Raw genomic sequence first — 18,341 nt, 5'->3', positions numbered from 1 at the left:
AATATGTGCTGGCAAATGGGCCATCAGGAGTTTGATTGCTGCAAGGTTGCCGGAGGGATGAGTGTCAAGCCAGGTCGCGCTTGCGGTATGCCAGTGGGGAACAGGGAGCCTATGTGAAAAAGATCAGATTGCTATGCCTGGTTTTCGTTATGTTCGGGCTGGTTCCCGCCGGTGCGCAGGATGGTCAGGGCGGCGGGGGAGACCAGGGCGGCGGCGGTGGTGGTCATCATGACGGAGGAGGCCATCACGGGGGCCACCACCATGGTGGGCATCATCATCATGGCGGACACCACCATCATGGAGGAATAGGTTTCCTGAGTATAGGAGGCTTCTATCCTGGTTATGGCTTCGGCTATGGATTCGGGCCGGGTTTTTATGGGGGTTATTATGGCGGTTATGGTTTTGGGGGCTATGGTTTCGGAATGCCTTACTATCCCCCTTATTACGCATATCCCCCGGTGGTTACCGTACCGGTGACGCCGCCAACATATATTCAGCAGCAACAACAGGGCTCCGCACAGCCTTCGCCACCGCCGCCCCCGAAGCCCAGCAATTACTGGCATTATTGCAGGAATCCGGAGGGATACTATCCGTATGTAAGAAAATGCCCCGATGGCTGGCTGCAAGTTGCCCCGCAACCCGCTCAATAAATTACGAGGACAACCATGTCAAAAACCCGTAGATCGGCCCCCTTGCTACTGGCATTCTTATTAGCCTCGTGTGCGAGCATCCCGAGCGGCCCCAGCGTGATGGCCCTGCCAGGCTCCGGCAAAACCTTCGAACAATTTCGGGGGGACGACACCTACTGCAAACAGTATGCCACTGAACAAATTCAGGGGATGACGCCGAATCGGGCCTCCATCACCAGCGGCATGGGAACCGCCGCCATCGGCACCGGGGTTGGCGCCGCGGCGGGTGGTGCTTTCGCGGGGGGAACCGGTGCGGCGATTGGCGCCGGCAGCGGCCTCTTGCTGGGAGGGCTGATGGGAACCCGCACCGCCAGGACTTCAGGGGATCTTCGTCAGCATCGGTATGACATGGGTTATACGCAATGCATGTACGGGCACGGCCACCGTGTCCCGATATCAGGGCAGATCGTGGATAATCCTCCTAATCAACCGGCGGCGCAGCCTTCCCAACCCTCGGGCAATGTAACGCCGCCTCCGCCGCCGCCGGGAAATCCGCCGCCTCCACCGCCGCAATAAAGCGTAGTTTTCACGGTAAATCCTGGATACTTCAATGCCCCAACATGTACGTGAGGAATAATTATGCGAATAATGATTACCGGCGAAAAATCCATCATGGACGAACTTGGCGCGGCGCTTGACAGAGACAAGGCGCTGGGTGAGCCGGTAGAAAAATTGGAGGACAGGACTGAGCTGCGTTTGGGGTTGCTGGAAGCGGCCGCGATCATCGCAATCGTGGCCAATGTCGCCAAGCTTATTGAATATCTGATCGTCATCGCCAGGCACCTGAAGGAAGGCGAAAAGAAGCGGCTCGAAGTCAAGACCGCCGCGGCGGCAACGCTTATTGAAATCGGCAACAAGTCGACGCCGGAAGACCTGGAGAAGCAGCTATCCGCCCATGGCGCGACTTCCGCCGGGCCGTCCGGACCAGCCGCTTCCGATGCCGAAAAGAAACAAGATTGACTCTCGCGTTGAACTCGGCAGTTTTTATCGGGACGACTTCGGCGGCTTCAGCCCGCTTTTCGCCGGTGTCACCATCCGTATCGCATCGCAGGCGGCCTACGACGAATTCGTATCGTTCCTGACATCCCAGACTCTTCCCGGAGACAGGAAAGAATCTCTTAGCCCCATTTTGATGCGGTCCGTGATAGAGCACGAAAGCCGCCACTACCACGATTTTCTGCTCGGCTCGTATAACGGCATGCTGTTCAGGGCCCGGCTGCAAGGCATATTGAATGGGATAAAGGCGCTGTATGTGGCAAAGGAGCTGTCCGGCGAGGTGTTTCCTGTCCCGTTGAGCACGTGGATGGCGTTGTCTGCGGAAGAGCGGGGCGCACAGCTGGAAGATTGGGCGGCATTCAGTCACGATGGGAACAAGCCCGTTGTCATACCGGTCCCGGTCTTGTCAAAGAAAGCGTTGTTGCGGCCGCGTGAAACAGAGGTTTATGCAATAGAAGGCAATAATGATCCTGCAGCCATTTTTTCGCTTGCGGCCGAGAATGCGATGTACGGGTACGCAAGGATACAAGAGGCCGTTCAAGCGCTGGCGAGTTCCCGTTCACCCGACTACCGGGAGCTGATCAACCCCGCCAACATACAGGAAGTGCTTGCCTTGACAGTACAGTTGGGCGCCGTATGGCAGGCGCAGGGTGAGCAGCAGGCGCGCATTTTTGCGCGGTTTTTCCTGCGCGAAAGCAATTTGCCGTCCGCCAGGCTTTGGCGGTTTCTGCTGCATGTCGTATCGCGGCGGGCGCCCGATCCCACCGAGCATGAGGACGCATTCGAGCAGGCCTTTGCTGCGAGTTTGCAGATCATGGCGATCGGAACCTGGACGCTGCTGGGGAGTTATCTCAAGGAAGGGGAAGCAGCATCCCCCGCGGAACGGTTGACGAATCTTTTAAAGCATCTCTCCGTGGATCGTGCCGAGGTGAATATCGCCCGGAATACTCCCTTGAGCATCGCCGCAACCTGGGACTATTGGGATGCGGCCCTGGGCGTTAGTCCCTGGCGCGAATCGCTGCAGGAGTCTCTCGACTGGGCAGGCCGCGGGGTCGATTTTTATGAAGAGGTGCATGAGGCGTCTTCCCCAGGTTGGGAGAAAGCCTTTCATGTCACGCTTCGTAATATGATGAAAGCGTATGCGGCCGATCAGCGGATGCTCATCGAGCATGTACTTGAGCACCCGGAAGACCTGGTGGGCGTAACGCGATATATCGGTCTTCCCACCGGGATACTGCCGATGCCGCTTTTTCGGCTTCAACTGGATAACAGCGCGTTAGACCTCGCCAGGCTTGATCAGAAGGTTTTTGAACCTGTCATGACCGTCAATCTCGATGGGGCAGTGGGTGTGTTATCATGTTTGCTGAAAATGCCCACCCAGGTTTACCGCGAGCGTGCCGCTGACGCGATTGCGTTCGAGTATGCCGCCCAACTTTGCGACATGGCGTTTTCTCGACAGGAGCCACACGGGCGCTCGCCGCTTCTAAAGAAAAGATTGTTATCCGATCTTGAGAGAACCGTATGCAAAACGCTGCGCTTTATCGTTTAAAGCGGGTGCTATTGTTAATCGGGGGGAAAACAAGTATAACGCCATGCCGGCGAAAGCTGGCACCGGGCGGCGCAAGATAGTAACTGCGATGGACCGGGACGGGATTCCGGGTCAGGCCCGGAATGACGGCTTTATATTACTCTCGCCGGATAAATTGGCGAAAATCCATGCAGGGAACGCAAGCGGAGCAAATCACTCAAACGCTATTAATCCATATCAGCCAAATATTTCATGAGACAGAACAATCTTAAGCGCAGCGCCGCAATTCCGGATAATCCCGCCATTGCGGACCCCATCGGTTGCAGCGAACGAGCCGGCCGTCACGATCTCTGCGAAGCGCAATTCGACAATAGTTTCGTGAGCGAGCTTCCGGGCGATACGGTGACTCACAACGTACCCCGCGCGGTGCGCAACGCCTGCTATACGCGGGTCACGCCAACGCCGGTACGCGCCCCGCGGCTGCTTGCCTGGGCGGAACCGGTGGGAGAATTACTCGGTATCTCGCGTCCCGCGTCGCCTGTTGGCCCGGCGGTGGAGGTGCTCGGCGGCAACCGAGTTCTGCCCGGCATGCAGCCTTATGCGGCGCGCTACGGCGGTCACCAGTTCGGCCAATGGGCGGGGCAGCTCGGCGATGGCCGCGCCATTACGCTGGGGGAAATACTCGGCCCGGACGGCAAGCGCTGGGAATTGCAGCTCAAGGGAGCCGGTAAAACACCATACTCGCGCACCGCGGATGGGCGCGCGGTGTTGCGTTCGTCGGTACGCGAGTTTCTGTGCAGCGAAGCCATGCACTACCTGGGAGTGCCGACGACCCGCGCGTTGAGCCTGTTGGCGACGGGTGAAACGGTGGTGCGCGACATGTTTTATGACGGTAACCCGCAGGCCGAAATGGGCGCCATCGTCTGCCGCGTCGCCCCGTCATTCGTGCGTTTCGGCAACTTCGAGATACTGGCTGCACACCGTGAACTGGATACGCTTAAACGCCTGGCCGATTACGTGATAAGCAGGCATTTCCCCGAACTGGGGGCGCCGTCGCCTTCCACCTACGGGCGCTGGTTCGAAGAAATCTGCCGGCGAACCGGGGTGCTGGTCGCCCACTGGATGCGAGTGGGTTTTGTCCACGGCGTGGTGAATACCGACAATATGTCGATACTGGGTCTGACGATCGATTACGGCCCCTACGGATGGCTGGAGGGTTTCGATCTGCAATGGACGCCCAACACGACAGATGCGCAGGGACGGCGTTACTGCTTCGGCAACCAGCCGGAGATCGCGCAATGGAACCTGACCCGGCTTGCCAGCGCGCTTGCCCCGCTGATCGAGGACCATGCGGCGCTGGAGAACGGGCTGAGGGTTTTCGGCGAAACCTTCCAGAACGCGTGGCGTGGCGTGCTGGCCGACAAGCTTGGGCTGGTCTCGCTGGGACAAGAAGGGGATGACGTATTGCTGAGCGACCTGTTCGATCTATTGCAGCAGGTCGAGACCGACATGACGATATTCTTTCGTGGGCTTATGACCATTCCAATGAATGGCACCGCTAACGCAATGGATGACGCCGCGCTGGCGGGGCTGCTGCGGGGCGCGTTCTATACCGAGGAGGGATTGGCGCAGGCGCATTTGAGCCGCCTGGCCGGCTGGTTGCGCCGCTATATCGCACGGACGCGGATGGACGCGAAGGCGGCTAACATGGAGGACCTGGCGAAGTTTGCGAGCGCGCGCCGGGAGCGGATGCGGCGCGCCAATCCCAAGTATGTCCTGCGCAATTACCTGGCGCAGCAGGCAATCGAAGCGCTGGAGCAGGGGGATGATTTGGTCATAACGCGGCTGATGGAAGTATTGAAGCACCCCTATGACGAACAACCGGAGCACGAGGAACTCGCCGGCAGGCGCCCTGAATGGGCGCGTAACAAGGCGGGGTGCTCGGCGCTGTCATGCAGTTCGTGACCTGCCGCCAGTGGCAGTAACGGCGGTAATAGTGGTAATAGCTAAGTGCCAGGACGCGCGGCAAATCGGCCAGAAACTCTTCAATGAGGATCTTATCCAGCCCCCGGCCCAGGAGATGAAAAGTTTCCTGGGCTTTCAGCACGGCGGGCGGGCGATTTACATCAACTTGGTTTATCTCTTCGAAAAACAGGCGCTTTTCGCTTTCGGTTAACCCGCATCCTCAAGCACGGCTTTTTCGCACTCCGGAACTACCTTATTCCTGTATATACGCAAATTGTCGCGCGACAACGTGCCGCAGGCCTTTTCTCGGCGCTTTGGTATGATAAAGTATGATTTTATAAACCTTCTACCGGAAATAAATATGGCGGAACTCGAGCGACTGACCATCACCATGCCAGGCGAAATGGTCGCAGTCGTCAAAGCTGCGGTCGCAGAAGGTGACTACGCATCGACAAGCGAGGTCGTGCGAGAAGCACTGCGCGACTGGAAGATCAAGCGCGCAATTCAACACGAGGAAATCGCGGCGCTCAAGGCGGATATCGACAAAGGCCTTGCCGATGTTGCGGCAGGCCGATTGACTGAATTCAATGCCGATCGGATTGTCGAACGCGGGAGCAAGCTATTAGCCGCACGCAAACCATCCGCTTGACGGACACGGCCGAGGCCGACCTCGCAGAGATATGGGCGTATATCGCAACAGAGGGATCGGACACCGTGGCAACGCGCTTTCTCTCGTCCCTCGAACAGGCGTTTCAGCCATTATTGCAAACACCCCTGATGGGGCCTGCTCGGGAACATCTGGGAGCAGGACTGCGTGTCATATTTCATAATCCGTACGCTATCTATTACCTCCCCACTGAAACAGGGGCAGTTATCGTTCGTGTCCTGCATGGAGCGCGTGATGTCGTGGCAATTGCAAGTCAGAGTGGGTTTGTAGATGAGCGAAGAATTGTCCCCTGACGGTATAGGCCAAGCCTCTTCCCACACGAATCCCCCAGCAAGCGCCCCTCAATCCTCTGCGATGGGTACTTGTGGGGGATAAACATTTCATGCGAGGCCAGAACACAGGCCCTGCATTTGCCCGTCATCCAACTCCACCCATCCCCAACCCTTGCCCGTGAGGGCGGCTGCCCCCCAGGGATGCGGGAAGGGAGCCGCTGTTAGACCACTACCGCTAAAGCGTCTTGAGATATTCGAGCAGTGCTTTTTTCTCGTCCGGCGAAAGCGTGGTGCCAAATTCATGGCCGCAGCGGCTGTTGCCCGAATTCCGGTCGCTGCAGTCCGTGGTTTGCAGGGTGTAGTCGAACTTGGTCTGGTCGACGGCAAGCCCAACATTAACCAGGTCGTACGCCGGGCCAACCTTGAATGAACCGACTCGTTCGGCTACGGGCTTCAGCAACTCGGCCAGCGTTGGCACCGACCCGTTATGCAAATATGGAGCCGCTGCCCAGATTCCTTCAAGCACCCGGGATTCATAGGCGTAGGAAGTGGCGGGGCCCAACATCAGCGGCGGTATCTTGAACGCATCCTTGAGAGATTCCGTCTCCGGGGTAAACGGCGATTGCGCGCCCTTGGCCTCCGCCTGGCCTTCCGCTTTCATCAATACGGGAACGTAATGCTGGAGAATGGAACCCAGGACAGATGTCACCAGGATATTAAAGGCCGTATCGACGGGCTTGAGCGGCTGCGTAAGAAAGGGGATTTTAGCGCCTTCAAGCACGCCCGTCTTCGCCGTCCAAGCAAGTATTTCGTATTCCCTCGAGTCGGTGCCGACATCCAGAATCGGCGTGTTCCAGGTTTTCTGGTCGGGAAACCGGGTCACGCCAGGGGTGATTCCATGGCAGTCGGCGCAGCCACCCTGCGCGGTCTTGCGCGCAAAAATCGCCTTGCCTTTGCTGGCAAGCGCCTGGTCTACCTTCCATGGCCATTTGGGCGGGCCAATTTTCCGAACCAGATCCTCCAGCGCATTCAGCCCCTGGAAATTGGCGGAATTATGATGCAGGTAATCGACTCCAAGCAGCCGCCATGCATCCTTTTTAGGGTGGAAAACGGCGAAGACGCCGTAAACCTCACCGAGATTACGCGAGAGCCCTAAAATGTTGTTGCCATTGCTGGAAAATCCCGGCCACTGTGTCTTATCCTGAACCGCGGCGTTCCAGAGGAAAGGATAGCGCACCGGCGCCGTCGCGGGTTTGATATTCTCGGGGATCAGGTACGTGGGGGGCGGGCCGATGTCGAGCCCGGTGAGCCGGTTAAAAATCATTGCCACCGCGTCAAGCCGCGCCGGCCCCCAGGGCGACGAGGGCAACGCCCCTTTCATCAACGTGTGATAGGGCAGATACCAGGCTTTCAGCGCTTCGCGCAGCTTCGCTTGTTCATCCGGCGTGGGCGATGGTCCCAATACGGAGCTAGCAAACTCCGTAAAGGCCTGTGGATCGATCAGTACGGCATTGACCGCGATATCGAGATCGGCAAGGAAGCTCTGAAAGTCAACAATTCCCGGACCACCATCGATGCGATAGGAGTTACCGTTAACCTCGATCTGACGCGTATGGCAGGCGGAGCAGTTCATGCCGATTTCCTGCCCGTTGCTCCCGCTGCCGACCGTAAAGCCGACCGGCAGCCCGGCAGGCCGGCTCTCTTCGTTGGGCAGGTATCCATACCGGCTGAGATTTGCAGCCATGAAGGGTTCCCCGTTTGCCTGCTTCAAGGCGGCGATCCAGCGAAGCGGCATGATCCGTGAACCCTGATCGCGACTATAGAAGTCTTTCCGGGCGGAAGCGGTCCATTCCTTGCCTTGATCAATAGGTAGTGGTGCCGCCGCGGATAAGGCCAGCGGCGCAAGCATGGCGAATGCCAGCACCATGTTGCCGAACCAAGATGCAAATCCGGTTTTCATTTGTTATCTCCCTTTGAGGTAACCCGGATATTTCATGCGCTGGTCCGCATCCTCGCCTGCCTTTTGCTGACACGAGAAAGTTTTTCCGGATGGACGTATGAGCCGCTACGCCATTTCCTTTCAAAAGTTTCTATCAGCCAAAGTCCTGCGCGATCATCGCACGAACGAAAAAACATCCCGGCTAAATGAATCGAACCCGGCTCTATGTTTCTTATTTGTAGCGGAGCCGGTTCAATGATTTGGTAAGTCTGTGTCAAGCAGTTGCTCTTGACCGGTATTGCAAGCAATGTCTATGTCCGGTGGCCTCCCTGATTGTCGATTAACAATACCCATATTAGATAGCAGGATCAGCGCCATGAATACCTGTAAAATCTTACAGGTATTGGCCCGCGTGGATGGGCGTTGGCCCGAAACGATGGAAGGTGAAGCGCAGCGGCGTAGCCGGGATTTATGTGCTGGTCTTGATACCCGAGGGGGAATATCTATTTCCTGCCAGTTCGATCCCTATGATCCCTCGCTTTTGAACGATATGAATCTACATTGGGAATCAGGGCCGCATTTTTATCGGTAGGGCCGGGCTAAAAGGGGAAGAATCTGGTAAGCGATTTATGATCGTGTTATTTGGCAGATGGCGGAATTATTATGCAAACCATCCCAGGCAGTTCAGAATTGATGATTGAGTTGAACGGACACAATATCAGCCGAGCTGCTGAAGGACCCGCGAACCACTGGAAGCAATAGCGGATTGCCGGTCGGCCTATCGATCTCGGATTTTTCAAGAAATACATGAATGTACCCAAAATCGACCGAGGTACGTTGACTGATCTTCTGGTTAATTCCTACCGCTAGCAGCGTCCGATCCGAGTCGGGAAGCCTAACTGTACGATCCATCGCATTACGAATGGGGGATTGATCATAGGCCACGCCCATTTTCAGACGCAATCCGTCGTTATATTGGTATTGAGCTCCGAACCCTAAACGACAGCTATCCTTGAAACCCAGTCTCTCGTTTAGCAACGTGGCGCCACCTATACGACTCTCCACCATTAACGCTGGAATACTACTCCAGCCTGTCCAGGTAAAATCAGCGAGAAGCTGTAACTTGGCATTGAACATATGGGATATGGCAACGGATATAGTGTCCGGCAACTTGATAGAAGCTGACGCAGGAATCTTGCTTCCCAGACCTTGGAAGTGCCCATCGACGTTAAGATCTATCGACGAACGGTAGGTAATGCCTAAGCGCGTTGCAGGCGTTACTTGCAACATCGCTCCAAGGTTGTATCCGAATCCGATATCCCTGCCGGTTAGCTTTGTTCTCGGATCGATGGGCGCGGCAACCGGTGCCATGCCGCGGAGATCTGCATCAAATCCTACGATATTAAAGCCCGCGCCAAGAGAAACGACGTTATTCATGCGCCAGGCAATGCTGGGATTTGCATTGATCCCAGTGATTTCTGATGAGGTCCCCTGATAGCGTCCTATAAAAGTTTTACTCCAGTCCGTAATACTGCCAAATGTCGGGGACAGGCCTAGTCCAAGACGCAGCGCATGATTAATCGACATGCTCCAATAACCGGTTGGAATAATCGCAACTCCCCCTCCGTGGCCGCCATTATCCCCGACGGAGCTGCCGGGAAATACCGTGCTACCGGTGTCCTTAAACCTTAAGGAACTTATTGGTACGCTCAATGCTCCGGAGAAGTGATGGCCCGGGGTAAGGTAAGTCATCCCTGCTGGATTAAAGAAGATCGTTGAAGCATCTTGCGCGGCCGCCGCTGCTCCCGCATAAGCATACCCTGCCCCTGACCCATTCTGGTTCAGTATTGCGAATCCTGAAGCGGCCGCATGGCTAGCGGCAAATATCCAGCTCATTGCCTGGAGAACGACTAGGAGTGCCAAGGGGTGATACATGAAATCCTTATTCGAGGAGGCATCTAAATAGCCGCTATTCTTCTTCCAGCTGCTAGTGTAGTGAGTCAGAGATATCGCTACTTAAAAATGACAAGATTGCCGCGATACTGCGTTGCTCGTCGTTGCACATGAATAACTATGCACTTCCTCGCGCCTTGTCTGGCGCCAATCCAGTCATTTTTAACATTCCTTCACGGTTTATTCATTTGAATCGGTTATGTAACGATATCTCTGACTCACTACACTAGCCCTTTTTGCCCGGTGCCGGTCGAATGGCATATGAATTGAAAGTGCTTTTACTTCCCTAACGCTTGCGCGGATGCTTTATTCCGAGGATAGTTTTTTCCAGGACAGAATGCATTTTCTTGGTGGCTCGCTCGGCGTTTTTTGTCAATTCTTTCTGCACCATCTCCGCGAAAGCGACCAGGTCCTGCCGGGGATAAGCATCCAGCACGCCGCAGTCCTGGAAAAACTCGGCAACCCAGCGAGCGTCCAGTTCGGTGTCTCCCGTTTCTTCCAGATACTCTTCCGCCGCCATTTTGGCGTAGTCCGTCAGTTTGGGCATAGTGTCTCCTTCTAGGGTATCTGAACAAGGGAAAACCGGGTTAATCCGGAGAATAGTTAATCGCCATCCATCACCGGCTCGCTGTCAGGTTGCGCATTGTTTGCTGTATGTCAATTTAATACCCTGCTTCCTTCTGATGCCGGAAGGCCAGTACATATAGGGCATCATATGCCGAGCAGCCGATAAAGGCATGGTATGACGAAGCGGTAGCCGCTAATTGGCGAACTCCGCGGGATATAAAGAATCAATATCGGAGTGCAAGCATTGTCGGTAATAATCGGGTGGTTTTCAATATAAGGGGCAATGGCCATCGCCTGATTGTGGCAGTCGCTTACCGTTTTGGTGCCGTTTAAATCAAGTTTGGTTCGCCAACATACGTTGCGGTTTCACGAACGTGAACGACGCTTACAGACAACGCGACAGCAATAAATGATCCGATCATAGCAGTTTTCATATTTAGTTCCTCCAATTGACACTAGGAAGCGCAGGATGAATGCGGTTTGGTAAATCCTCTCTGCTTAATGTCACTTGCAGTTTTGGTATTGATCCAGGCAATCTTGATTTTACATACCTTTTGCCTATGCGAAATCAATAAACAGGGAACAAAGGCGAATCGAACGCGCGGCCAGGCTTCCAGTGGAAGAGGAGCCAATTGTAGAGAATTACGTGAGATGGGTTGCGACATAGCGTCTGTTTGGGATTTGGTTTATACGAGAACAATTGCCGAGAAGCAATTCCAATATTACTGAATATTGCTTTTGTCAGGGTTGCGCAGATCAAGGAATTCGCTGGCAAAGCAGGCATTGGAGGAACTGGCAAACGTCCTGATCTCGCAAAGGAAATTGCTTCCTGGCGAAAGCGGAAGAGATAATTGAAACAATGGCTAGTGTTTTAGGCAGTGTCATCCAAGGTCTGGATAACAAGACTGAGCACTATTAATGTGCGGTCGCTTTGAACAATCCGGAACTTGACGCTATTATGCCAGCGCCCCCCGGCATCGACGTGAGCGATTATCGCGAGTGGGATTGCGGTGATCGTATCCCCTTTGTATAACACCTCATCAGGACGCTGCACGTGGCTGATTAAGTCCGAGAAAGGTGCCATTCAGTGTATCGGCTTGAAGCGGGCTATTGAACACCCCCAGGAAGTGGCCGAGTTTGAGCGCGCGCTGATTTCCGAACGGTCGAAGCTGGAATGCGTGCTGCAAGAAAAAGGGGGAAGCATTTAGGGCGTCCGGTCAGATTGAGTCGAGCAAATCAACCATGCGGCCAGGATGATTACGGAAGAACGGGAAACGGTATCCGGCCGGGTTGCCCGGGTTGCCCGGTTTGTTAAGGGTAGGTCGGTCAACCTGACATCGAGCGTTAAAGCGGAAGGTCAAAACGACCTAACAAACCACGGAGATAAGAAAATGCCTTTATATCGCTGTACTCACTTAAAAGAGATATGCATGCGTCACTTTCAAATGGGTAGAGTGTTCCGTACACGGTCGATTATGCCAGGCGTAATCATCGCATCGGTGTTGGTGCTGGCAGGTTGTGACAGCGGGCAGCCTGGGGGTGAGCAGGCGCCGCCTCCGCCGGAAGTCAGCATTGCCCAGGTGCTCTCCAAGCCGGTACAACAATGGGATGAATACACTGGCCGTGTCCGCGCGATCCATACCGTTGAACTGCGAGCCCGCGTGAGTGGCTATGTGCAACGTGTCGCGTACAAGGAAGGTCAGGAGGTGAAGCAGGGTGATCTGATGTTCCTCATCGATCAGCGTCCCTATCGGACGGCATTGGCCAATGCGCAGGCACAGCTGGATCGGGCGCGCGCGGCGGAACAGCTCGCGGGCATGCGGGACAAGAATGCCCGGCTGCTGATGAAAGACGAGGCAATCTCACGCGAAGAGGCGGACACGCGCCGAACCACGTACACGCAGAGCGCCGCTGATATCAATGCGGCCCAGGCAGAGGTAGCCCACGCCAAGCTCCAGCTGGAATTTACCGAAGTGCGCGCGCCAGTCGCCGGAAAAACGAGCCGTGCCCTGGTAACGGTCGGCAATCTGGCCGTTGCCGACCAGACCATACTGACCACGGTCGTGTCGCAAGATCCGATATACGTATATTTCGACGTCGACGAGAACAGCTACCTGCGCTACAGCGAACAGGAACGCGATGGCAAGGACGCGTCGCCAGGCACCTCGGTACGTGTCGGCCTGGCCAATGAGGAAGGTTATCCCCACGCAGGCACAATCAACTTCTTCGACAACCAGGTCAATTCCGACGTTGGAATCATACGCGTGCGCGCCGTGCTCCCCAATGCCGATCGAATTTTTACCCCCGGCTTGTTCGTACGCGTGCAATTCGTCAGCGGCAGCAAGGAAAATGTCCTGCTGATCGATGATAAGGCCGTGATGACAGATCAGGACCGCAAGTACGTCTACGTGGTGGACAAGGATGCTAAAATCCAACGCAAGGATATCGTGCCCGGCCGCATGGCGGAGGGATTGCGCGTAATACAGTCCGGCCTTGCGCCTGACGACAAGGTCGTAGTCGCCGGCCAGCAGAAAATCCACCCCGGTATGTCGGTTAAACCTAATGAAATCCCGATGGCTGCGCTGTAAGGCGCCGTGAGGTAAACTTTCAGTGGATTTCTCCAGATTCTTTATCGACCGGCCGATCTTCGCGGCTGTGCTGTCGATCGTGATTTTTGCCGCCGGCCTGATTGCGATCCCCCTGCTGCCGAGCGGCGAATATCCGGAAGTCATCCCGCCGACCGTTCTCGTACGCACCAACTACCCAGGCGCCAACCCGAAAGAGATCGCCGAATCGGTAGCCGTGCCGCTGGAAGAAGCCATCAACGGCGTTGAAGGCATCATGTACCTGAAGTCTATCGCCAGTTCCGATGGCACCCTGCAGGTAGTGATCACCTTCACGCCGGGCGTGGATCCGGATATCGCCGCGGTACGCGTGCTGAACCGGGTGAGCCAGGCGCTGCCGCGCCTGCCGGAGGCGGTCCGGCAATATGGGGTGACGACGCAAAAACAATCCCCGACGCCGTTGATGTACATGAACCTGTTTTCGACGGACGGACGCTACGACTCGCTTTATTTGCGCAATTACGTGGTATTGCACATCAAGGATGAGCTATCCCGCCTGCACGGCATCGGCGATGTGCAGCTGTTCGGATCGGGCGACTACGCGATGCGTGTCTGGCTCGATCCCGATAAAGTCGCCTCGCGCGGCCTGACGAGCGGGGACGTACTCAACGCGCTGCGCGAACAGAATGTGCAGGTATCGGCCGGCCAGCTCGGCGCCGAACCTTCGCCGAACAAACCGGATTTCCTGGTTTCAATCAATGTGCGCGGCCGTCTCAGCACGGAAGCCGAGTTCGGGAACATCATACTGAAGAGCGGCCCGAATGGTGAGGTGGTGCGCCTGTCAAACGTGGCGCGCGTGGAACTTGGCTCCGGCAATTATACCGTGCGCGCATATAACAATAAGAACACCAACGCCACGATAGGCGTCTTCCTCTCGCCAGGCGCCAACGCCCTGGCAGTGGCGGACTCGGTGTATGCGAAGATGGATGAGCTATCCAAGCGCTTCCCGCCGAGCGTCATCTACGATCCGACATGGGACCCAACCGTTTTTGTGCGCGATTCGATCCGCGCCGTGCAGAACACGCTGCTGGAAGCAGTTGCCCTCGTCGTGGTTGTCGTGATTCTTTTCCTGCAGACCTGGCGCGCGTCGATTATCCCCCTGATCGCGGTACCTGTGTCGATAGTGGGCACCTTTGCCGTGCTGTACGTACTCGGTTTTTCGATCAACACGTTGACCCTGTTTGGTCTTGTGCTCGCGATCGGCATTGTCGTCGACGATGCCATTGTCGTCGTCGAGAACGTCGAGCGCAACATCGAGGAAGGATTGACGCCGCTTGCCGCCGCGCACCAGGCGATGAAAGAGGTATCAGGCCCCATCATTGCCATCGCGCTGGTGCTGTGCGCAGTATTCGTGCCGATGGCCTTCCTGACGGGCGTAACCGGCCAATTCTACAAGCAGTTCGCCGTGACGATTGCGGTTTCCACAGTGATATCGGCCATCAATTCGTTGACCCTGTCGCCGGCATTGGCGGCCATGCTGCTCAAAAGCCACGATATGCCCAAAGATACGCTATCACGCGTGATCGAGCGTTTGCTCGGCTGGGTGTTCCGTCCCTTCAACCGCTTCTTCCGGCGCAGCTCCGAGAGATACCATCGTACCGTCGGATACGCGCTGACAAAACGCGGGCTCGTGTTCGGCATCTACCTCATGCTGCTCGCCTGCACCACGTTTCTGTTCGGCAAGGTACCGGATGGTTTTATCCCGACACAGGATAAGCTTTATCTCTTTACCGGCGCCAAGCTGCCCGAAGGCGCCTCGCTTGCACGCACGGACGAGGTCGTGCGCAAGATGGTCGATATCGCGCTTGGCACCGACGGCGTGGAGAAAGTTGCAGCCTATGCTGGCCTCAACGCCTTGCAGCTCACCAACACGCCTAATTTCAGCGCCGCCTATGTCATCCTCAAATCGTTCGATCAGCGCAGCCGCAGCGCCAGCGCCATCGTCGCCGAGCTCAATGAAAAATTTTCCTCCATTGAGGAGGGTGTTACCTTCGCGTTGATGCCGCCGCCGATCGAGGGATTGGGCAATGGTTCCGGTTACTCGCTGTACGTGGAGGATCGCGCCGGCCTTGGTTATGGCGCACTGCAGGATGCGACCAAAGCGTTTCAGGGCAAGATCGCGCAAACACCGGGGCTGACCTATCCGGTCAGCGCTTATCAGGCAAATATTCCCCAACTTGAAATCAAGGTCGATCGTACCAAGGCCAAAGCGCAGGGCGTGTCGCTGAGCGAACTGTTCAACACGCTGCAAATCTACCTGGGCTCAGCCTATGTGAACGACTTCAATCTGTTCGGCCGCGTCTATCGCGTATTCGTCCAGGCCGATGCCGGGCAGCGGCAACGCGTTGAAGATATTGAAAAATTACGAGTACGCAATGAGAGTGGCGATATGATTCCCATGAGCGCGATGACGACGATCAGGCCGACCTATGGTCCCGATCCGGTGCTGCGCTACAACGGTTATCCTGCTGCTGATCTGATTGGCGATTCCGATCCGCGTCAGTTGTCCTCGGGACAGACCATCACCCGGCTTAAGGAAATGGGCAAGGAAATACTGCCAGACGGCATGATGCTCGAATGGACGGATTTGAGCTATCAGCAAGTGACACAAAGCAACGCAAAACTGATTGTATTTCCGCTTGCCGTCATGCTCGCCTTCCTCGTGCTCGCCGCACTGTACGAAAGCTGGACGTTGCCGCTCGCCGTCATCCTGATCGTGCCGGTATGCATGTGTGCCGCCTTGCTCGGTGTATGGTTGACCGGTGGCGACAACAATATATTTGTGCAGGTGGGACTTGTCGTGCTGATGGGCCTGGCCTGCAAGAATGCGATCCTGATTGTGGAATTCGCGCGTGAACTGGAATTCCAGGGCAAGGGGATCGTTGAAGCGGCACTTGAGGCTTGCCGCCTGCGGCTGCGGCCGATCGTCATGACATCCATTGCCTTTGTCGCCGGCTCCGTACCGCTGGTGCTCTCTACAGGCGCGGGCGCCGAAGTGCGCTCAGCCACGGGGATTACCGTGTTCGCGGGCATGATCGGCGTAACTCTGTTTGGACTGTTCCTCACCCCTGTGTTCTATGTCGCTCTTCGCAAATTATCGGGAGGTGCGCTTATCAGGCACAACCCGAAAGTACCGGATGTGCCAGGGAATCCCCGGGAGTAGGTGCCAGCACCAGCACAAGCTGGTTTCCAAGATTCTCACCGGCAAGGAATATGAAAAGCCCTGCCACGTACTCGCCATAAACCCCGGAGCGCGGCGATGTAATACCGGGTGGTGGCGGGATCAGGAAAATACGTTGGGGCAAAGGATCGGGGAAAGATCATGTATTTCGAAGGCGCATCTGACAGGCTAGCGGCCTGTCGGACTTAAAGGAGATCGGCTGCAAAAGCGTCTGGATCGGTGCATATTTCACCGCTTTTTCGGCCAATAGAACAACTATTGGCCTTCAAAATCGTCAAAATCTGTCCTCGCCCAGTCACTTTTTCGCATCGATTCTTCAAGTCCGACAGACTGCTAAGGTATGATGTGAATGACGCCGAGGTGCCGGCGCTTAACAAACTCGCAAGGAGGGAAAGCCACCGAATAGCAGGCGCCTCCCATGATCAGATCCCGATTTCCCCATGAAAATCCCTGAAAATCATAGCTGGCAGCGGACCAAAATCGTATGCACGCTGGGCCCGGCAACGGACCAGCCGGGTGTGATCGAGCGCCTGATCGAGAGTGGGATGGACGTCGCGCGCGTGAATACCTCGCACGGCGAGCATGCCGATCATGCATGCCGCATAGAGCGGGTGCGCCGGGCGGCGCAGGCACTCGGGCAACCGGTGGCGATTCTCGTCGACCTGCCGGGCCCGAAATTTCGCGTCGGCGATCTGCCGGGCGGCGCCTGCGAGTTGGCCGAAGGCGAGATAGTCACGCTGGCGGAGGAGGATGATTCGAGAGAGAGCGGTAATCTTTTGCCCGTGCGGAACCGCGAATTGCTCAGCGCGCTTCGGGCGGGGGAATTGGTATTTCTGGCGGATGGTTCGATCGAGCTGCGCGTAACAACTGCTGGCATCGGAAGCGGCGCCGGGAATGGTGTCGGATGCGAAGTCGTCATCGGCGGCACCGTACGTTCCGGATCCGGAATCAATGTTCCGGAATCAGCCTTGAGCGCGCTGATTCCGACTGACGACGACCGGCGGCATCTCGCATTTGCGGTGACGCAGGAGGCCGAATGGGTCGGCGTGTCGTTCGTGCAATCAGCCGCTGATATTGACCGCGTCCGGGCATGCCTTCCGGCCGCATCCGGGGCTGCGCCCCTGCTGATGGCGAAGATAGAGAAGCGCGGAGCGCTTGCCGATCTTGATGCAATCGTGGAAGCATCCGACGGTGTGATGGTCGCGCGCGGTGATCTGGGCGTCGAAACCGATCTTGCCGAGATACCGATTGTGCAAAAACGCATTATCGCGGCGGCCAACGCGCGCGGCCGCCCGGTGATCACCGCCACGCAAATGCTGGAGTCGATGGTGGAGCACGAACATCCCACGCGTGCGGAAGTCGCCGACGTCGCCAATGCGGTGCTTGATGGAACAGACGCGGTGATGCTTTCGGCTGAGACGGCCATCGGCCGGTTCCCTGCTGCCGCGGTGCGGATCCTTCGCCGCGTGATTGCCGCGACCGAAAACGAGTATGGCGAACGCATGGTGCTGGGCCAGATGCATGCGAGTACTGCCGGTTCGCCGGACGATGCTGTGAGCTTCGCCGCGTGCCTGCTTGCAGCGCGTCTCGGTGCTCGGGCGATCATCATCCCCGTCCGGACGATGACAGCGGCGCTGGCTATCGCCCGGTTCCGCCCGCAGGCGCCGCTCGTCATACTGGCGGATTCGGAGCGGCTGTACCGGAGCCTGGCGCTGGTGCGGGGCGTTTCGCCCCTTTTTTTCGCTACGCCCGCTTTGGTAAATGAGGAAACTGACGCGCGGGCATATGTCGCCCAGGCGGGAGAGTGGCTGATATCCCACGAACTGGCGCAGCCAGGCGATCAGGCGGTGCTGGTCTTCGCCGCAGGCGCTGCCGATGATAAGGCCGATACGCTGCAGGCTGTCCATTTAGATCCCGCGGTTGCAAAGGCGAAGCCCGGGGGCAAAGAGCCGTGACGTGG

The 18,341-nt window shown here is 56.6% G+C and carries 17 protein-coding genes; 13 read left to right on the top strand and 4 right to left on the bottom strand.

All coding sequences use genetic code 11. From position 1 onward, the window contains the following. Positions 1-113 precede the first annotated feature (113 nt). The 8 genes from BLP45_RS05775 (at position 114) to BLP45_RS05735 (ending at position 6,138) form a co-directional block, all read left to right on the top strand. Positions 114-650, top strand: coding sequence for a hypothetical protein (locus tag BLP45_RS05775; protein ID WP_090370693.1), 537 nt, complete (start codon positions 114-116; stop codon positions 648-650). A gap of 15 nt (positions 651-665) precedes the next feature. After that, positions 666-1,205, top strand: coding sequence for a hypothetical protein (locus tag BLP45_RS05770; RefSeq protein WP_090370691.1), 540 nt, complete (start codon positions 666-668; stop codon positions 1,203-1,205). Between the two features lie 63 nt (positions 1,206-1,268). Continuing rightward, positions 1,269-1,649 carry a hypothetical protein gene (locus BLP45_RS05765; RefSeq protein ID WP_090370689.1) on the top strand — a complete coding sequence of 127 codons (381 nt, stop codon included), beginning with the start codon at positions 1,269-1,271 and terminating at the stop codon, positions 1,647-1,649. Beyond that, positions 1,627-3,234, top strand: a complete 1,608-nt coding sequence (locus tag BLP45_RS05760; protein ID WP_090370687.1) for a hypothetical protein — start codon at positions 1,627-1,629, stop codon at positions 3,232-3,234. The genes BLP45_RS05765 and BLP45_RS05760 overlap by 23 nt, the downstream gene beginning before the upstream one ends. Before the next feature lie 231 nt (positions 3,235-3,465). Continuing rightward, complete coding sequence (locus BLP45_RS05750) at positions 3,466-5,178, top strand: protein adenylyltransferase SelO (RefSeq protein ID WP_090370683.1); 1,713 nt, start codon at positions 3,466-3,468, stop codon at positions 5,176-5,178. Positions 5,179-5,209: 31 nt separating this feature from the next. Further along, positions 5,210-5,389 carry a hypothetical protein gene (locus tag BLP45_RS05745; RefSeq protein ID WP_090370681.1) on the top strand — a complete coding sequence of 60 codons (180 nt, stop codon included), beginning with the start codon at positions 5,210-5,212 and terminating at the stop codon, positions 5,387-5,389. A 150-nt stretch (positions 5,390-5,539) separates the two neighbouring features. Continuing rightward, positions 5,540-5,827, top strand: a complete 288-nt coding sequence (locus BLP45_RS05740; RefSeq protein WP_090370679.1) for a ribbon-helix-helix domain-containing protein — start codon at positions 5,540-5,542, stop codon at positions 5,825-5,827. Continuing rightward, positions 5,824-6,138 (top strand): type II toxin-antitoxin system RelE/ParE family toxin, encoded by a 315-nt coding sequence (locus tag BLP45_RS05735; protein WP_176754672.1) that lies wholly within the window; start codon positions 5,824-5,826, stop codon positions 6,136-6,138. Before BLP45_RS05740 ends, BLP45_RS05735 begins: the two co-directional genes overlap by 4 nt. A 214-nt stretch (positions 6,139-6,352) precedes the next feature. On the opposite strand, the gene BLP45_RS05730 is transcribed toward BLP45_RS05735, so the two are convergent. Beyond that, complete coding sequence (locus tag BLP45_RS05730) at positions 6,353-8,077, bottom strand: di-heme-cytochrome C peroxidase (protein WP_218117956.1); 1,725 nt, start codon at positions 8,075-8,077, stop codon at positions 6,353-6,355. A gap of 355 nt (positions 8,078-8,432) precedes the next feature. Between BLP45_RS05730 and BLP45_RS05725 the strand changes: the two genes are divergently transcribed. After that, complete coding sequence (locus tag BLP45_RS05725) at positions 8,433-8,648, top strand: hypothetical protein (protein WP_090370676.1); 216 nt, start codon at positions 8,433-8,435, stop codon at positions 8,646-8,648. Between the two features lie 92 nt (positions 8,649-8,740). On the opposite strand, the gene BLP45_RS05720 is transcribed toward BLP45_RS05725, so the two are convergent. Together BLP45_RS05720 and BLP45_RS05715 are read right to left on the bottom strand one after the other, a co-directional pair. Next, a complete protein-coding gene (locus tag BLP45_RS05720) occupies positions 8,741-9,991 on the bottom strand; it encodes an OmpP1/FadL family transporter (protein WP_090370674.1) in 1,251 nt (416 codons plus the stop codon). Positions 9,992-10,295: 304 nt separating this feature from the next. Continuing rightward, positions 10,296-10,556, bottom strand: a complete 261-nt coding sequence (locus tag BLP45_RS05715; RefSeq protein WP_090370672.1) for a hypothetical protein — start codon at positions 10,554-10,556, stop codon at positions 10,296-10,298. Positions 10,557-10,738: 182 nt separating this feature from the next. On the opposite strand from BLP45_RS05715, the gene BLP45_RS05710 reads away from it, so the two are divergent. Then, a complete protein-coding gene (locus BLP45_RS05710) occupies positions 10,739-10,909 on the top strand; it encodes a type II toxin-antitoxin system HigB family toxin (protein WP_090370945.1) in 171 nt (56 codons plus the stop codon). Between the two features lie 538 nt (positions 10,910-11,447). Here BLP45_RS05710 and BLP45_RS05705 read toward each other — a convergent pair. Beyond that, positions 11,448-11,660, bottom strand: a complete 213-nt coding sequence (locus BLP45_RS05705) for a hypothetical protein (RefSeq protein WP_090370670.1) — start codon at positions 11,658-11,660, stop codon at positions 11,448-11,450. Between the two features lie 361 nt (positions 11,661-12,021). On the opposite strand from BLP45_RS05705, the gene BLP45_RS05700 reads away from it, so the two are divergent. The 3 genes from BLP45_RS05700 (at position 12,022) to pyk (ending at position 18,336) form a co-directional block, all read left to right on the top strand. Further along, on the top strand, positions 12,022-13,164 hold the full coding sequence (locus BLP45_RS05700; protein ID WP_143002415.1) for an efflux RND transporter periplasmic adaptor subunit: 1,143 nt from the start codon (positions 12,022-12,024) through the stop codon (positions 13,162-13,164). A 22-nt stretch (positions 13,165-13,186) separates the two neighbouring features. Then, on the top strand, positions 13,187-16,363 hold the full coding sequence (locus BLP45_RS05695) for an efflux RND transporter permease subunit (protein ID WP_090370668.1): 3,177 nt from the start codon (positions 13,187-13,189) through the stop codon (positions 16,361-16,363). 458 nt (positions 16,364-16,821) lie between these two features. Continuing rightward, on the top strand, positions 16,822-18,336 hold the full coding sequence (gene pyk, locus BLP45_RS05690; RefSeq protein ID WP_090370666.1) for a pyruvate kinase: 1,515 nt from the start codon (positions 16,822-16,824) through the stop codon (positions 18,334-18,336). Positions 18,337-18,341 lie beyond the last annotated feature (5 nt).

The organism is Nitrosospira sp. Nl5 (assembly GCF_900102495.1).
GTDB lineage: Bacteria > Pseudomonadota > Gammaproteobacteria > Burkholderiales > Nitrosomonadaceae > Nitrosospira.
The sequence above is the reverse complement of the archived record's forward strand: the minus strand, read 5'-3'. Positions and strand labels throughout refer to the sequence as shown.

Excerpts from the sequence above, each read along its gene's own strand:
- BLP45_RS05770 (WP_090370691.1), top strand. The coding sequence starts at position 666 with ATGTCAAAAACCCGTAGATCGGCCCCCTTGCTACTGGCATTCTTATTA.
- BLP45_RS05765 (WP_090370689.1), top strand. The coding sequence starts at position 1,269 with ATGCGAATAATGATTACCGGCGAAAAATCCATCATGGACGAACTTGGC.
- BLP45_RS05760 (WP_090370687.1), top strand. The coding sequence starts at position 1,627 with ATGCCGAAAAGAAACAAGATTGACTCTCGCGTTGAACTCGGCAGTTTT.
- BLP45_RS05750 (WP_090370683.1), top strand. The coding sequence starts at position 3,466 with ATGAGACAGAACAATCTTAAGCGCAGCGCCGCAATTCCGGATAATCCC.
- BLP45_RS05740 (WP_090370679.1), top strand. The coding sequence starts at position 5,540 with ATGGCGGAACTCGAGCGACTGACCATCACCATGCCAGGCGAAATGGTC.
- BLP45_RS05730 (WP_218117956.1), bottom strand. The coding sequence starts at position 8,077 with ATGAAAACCGGATTTGCATCTTGGTTCGGCAACATGGTGCTGGCATTC.
- BLP45_RS05725 (WP_090370676.1), top strand. The coding sequence starts at position 8,433 with ATGAATACCTGTAAAATCTTACAGGTATTGGCCCGCGTGGATGGGCGT.
- BLP45_RS05720 (WP_090370674.1), bottom strand. The coding sequence starts at position 9,991 with ATGTATCACCCCTTGGCACTCCTAGTCGTTCTCCAGGCAATGAGCTGG.
- BLP45_RS05715 (WP_090370672.1), bottom strand. The coding sequence starts at position 10,556 with ATGCCCAAACTGACGGACTACGCCAAAATGGCGGCGGAAGAGTATCTG.
- BLP45_RS05705 (WP_090370670.1), bottom strand. The coding sequence starts at position 11,660 with ATGGCACCTTTCTCGGACTTAATCAGCCACGTGCAGCGTCCTGATGAG.
- BLP45_RS05700 (WP_143002415.1), top strand. The coding sequence starts at position 12,022 with ATGGGTAGAGTGTTCCGTACACGGTCGATTATGCCAGGCGTAATCATC.
- pyk (WP_090370666.1), top strand. The coding sequence starts at position 16,822 with ATGAAAATCCCTGAAAATCATAGCTGGCAGCGGACCAAAATCGTATGC.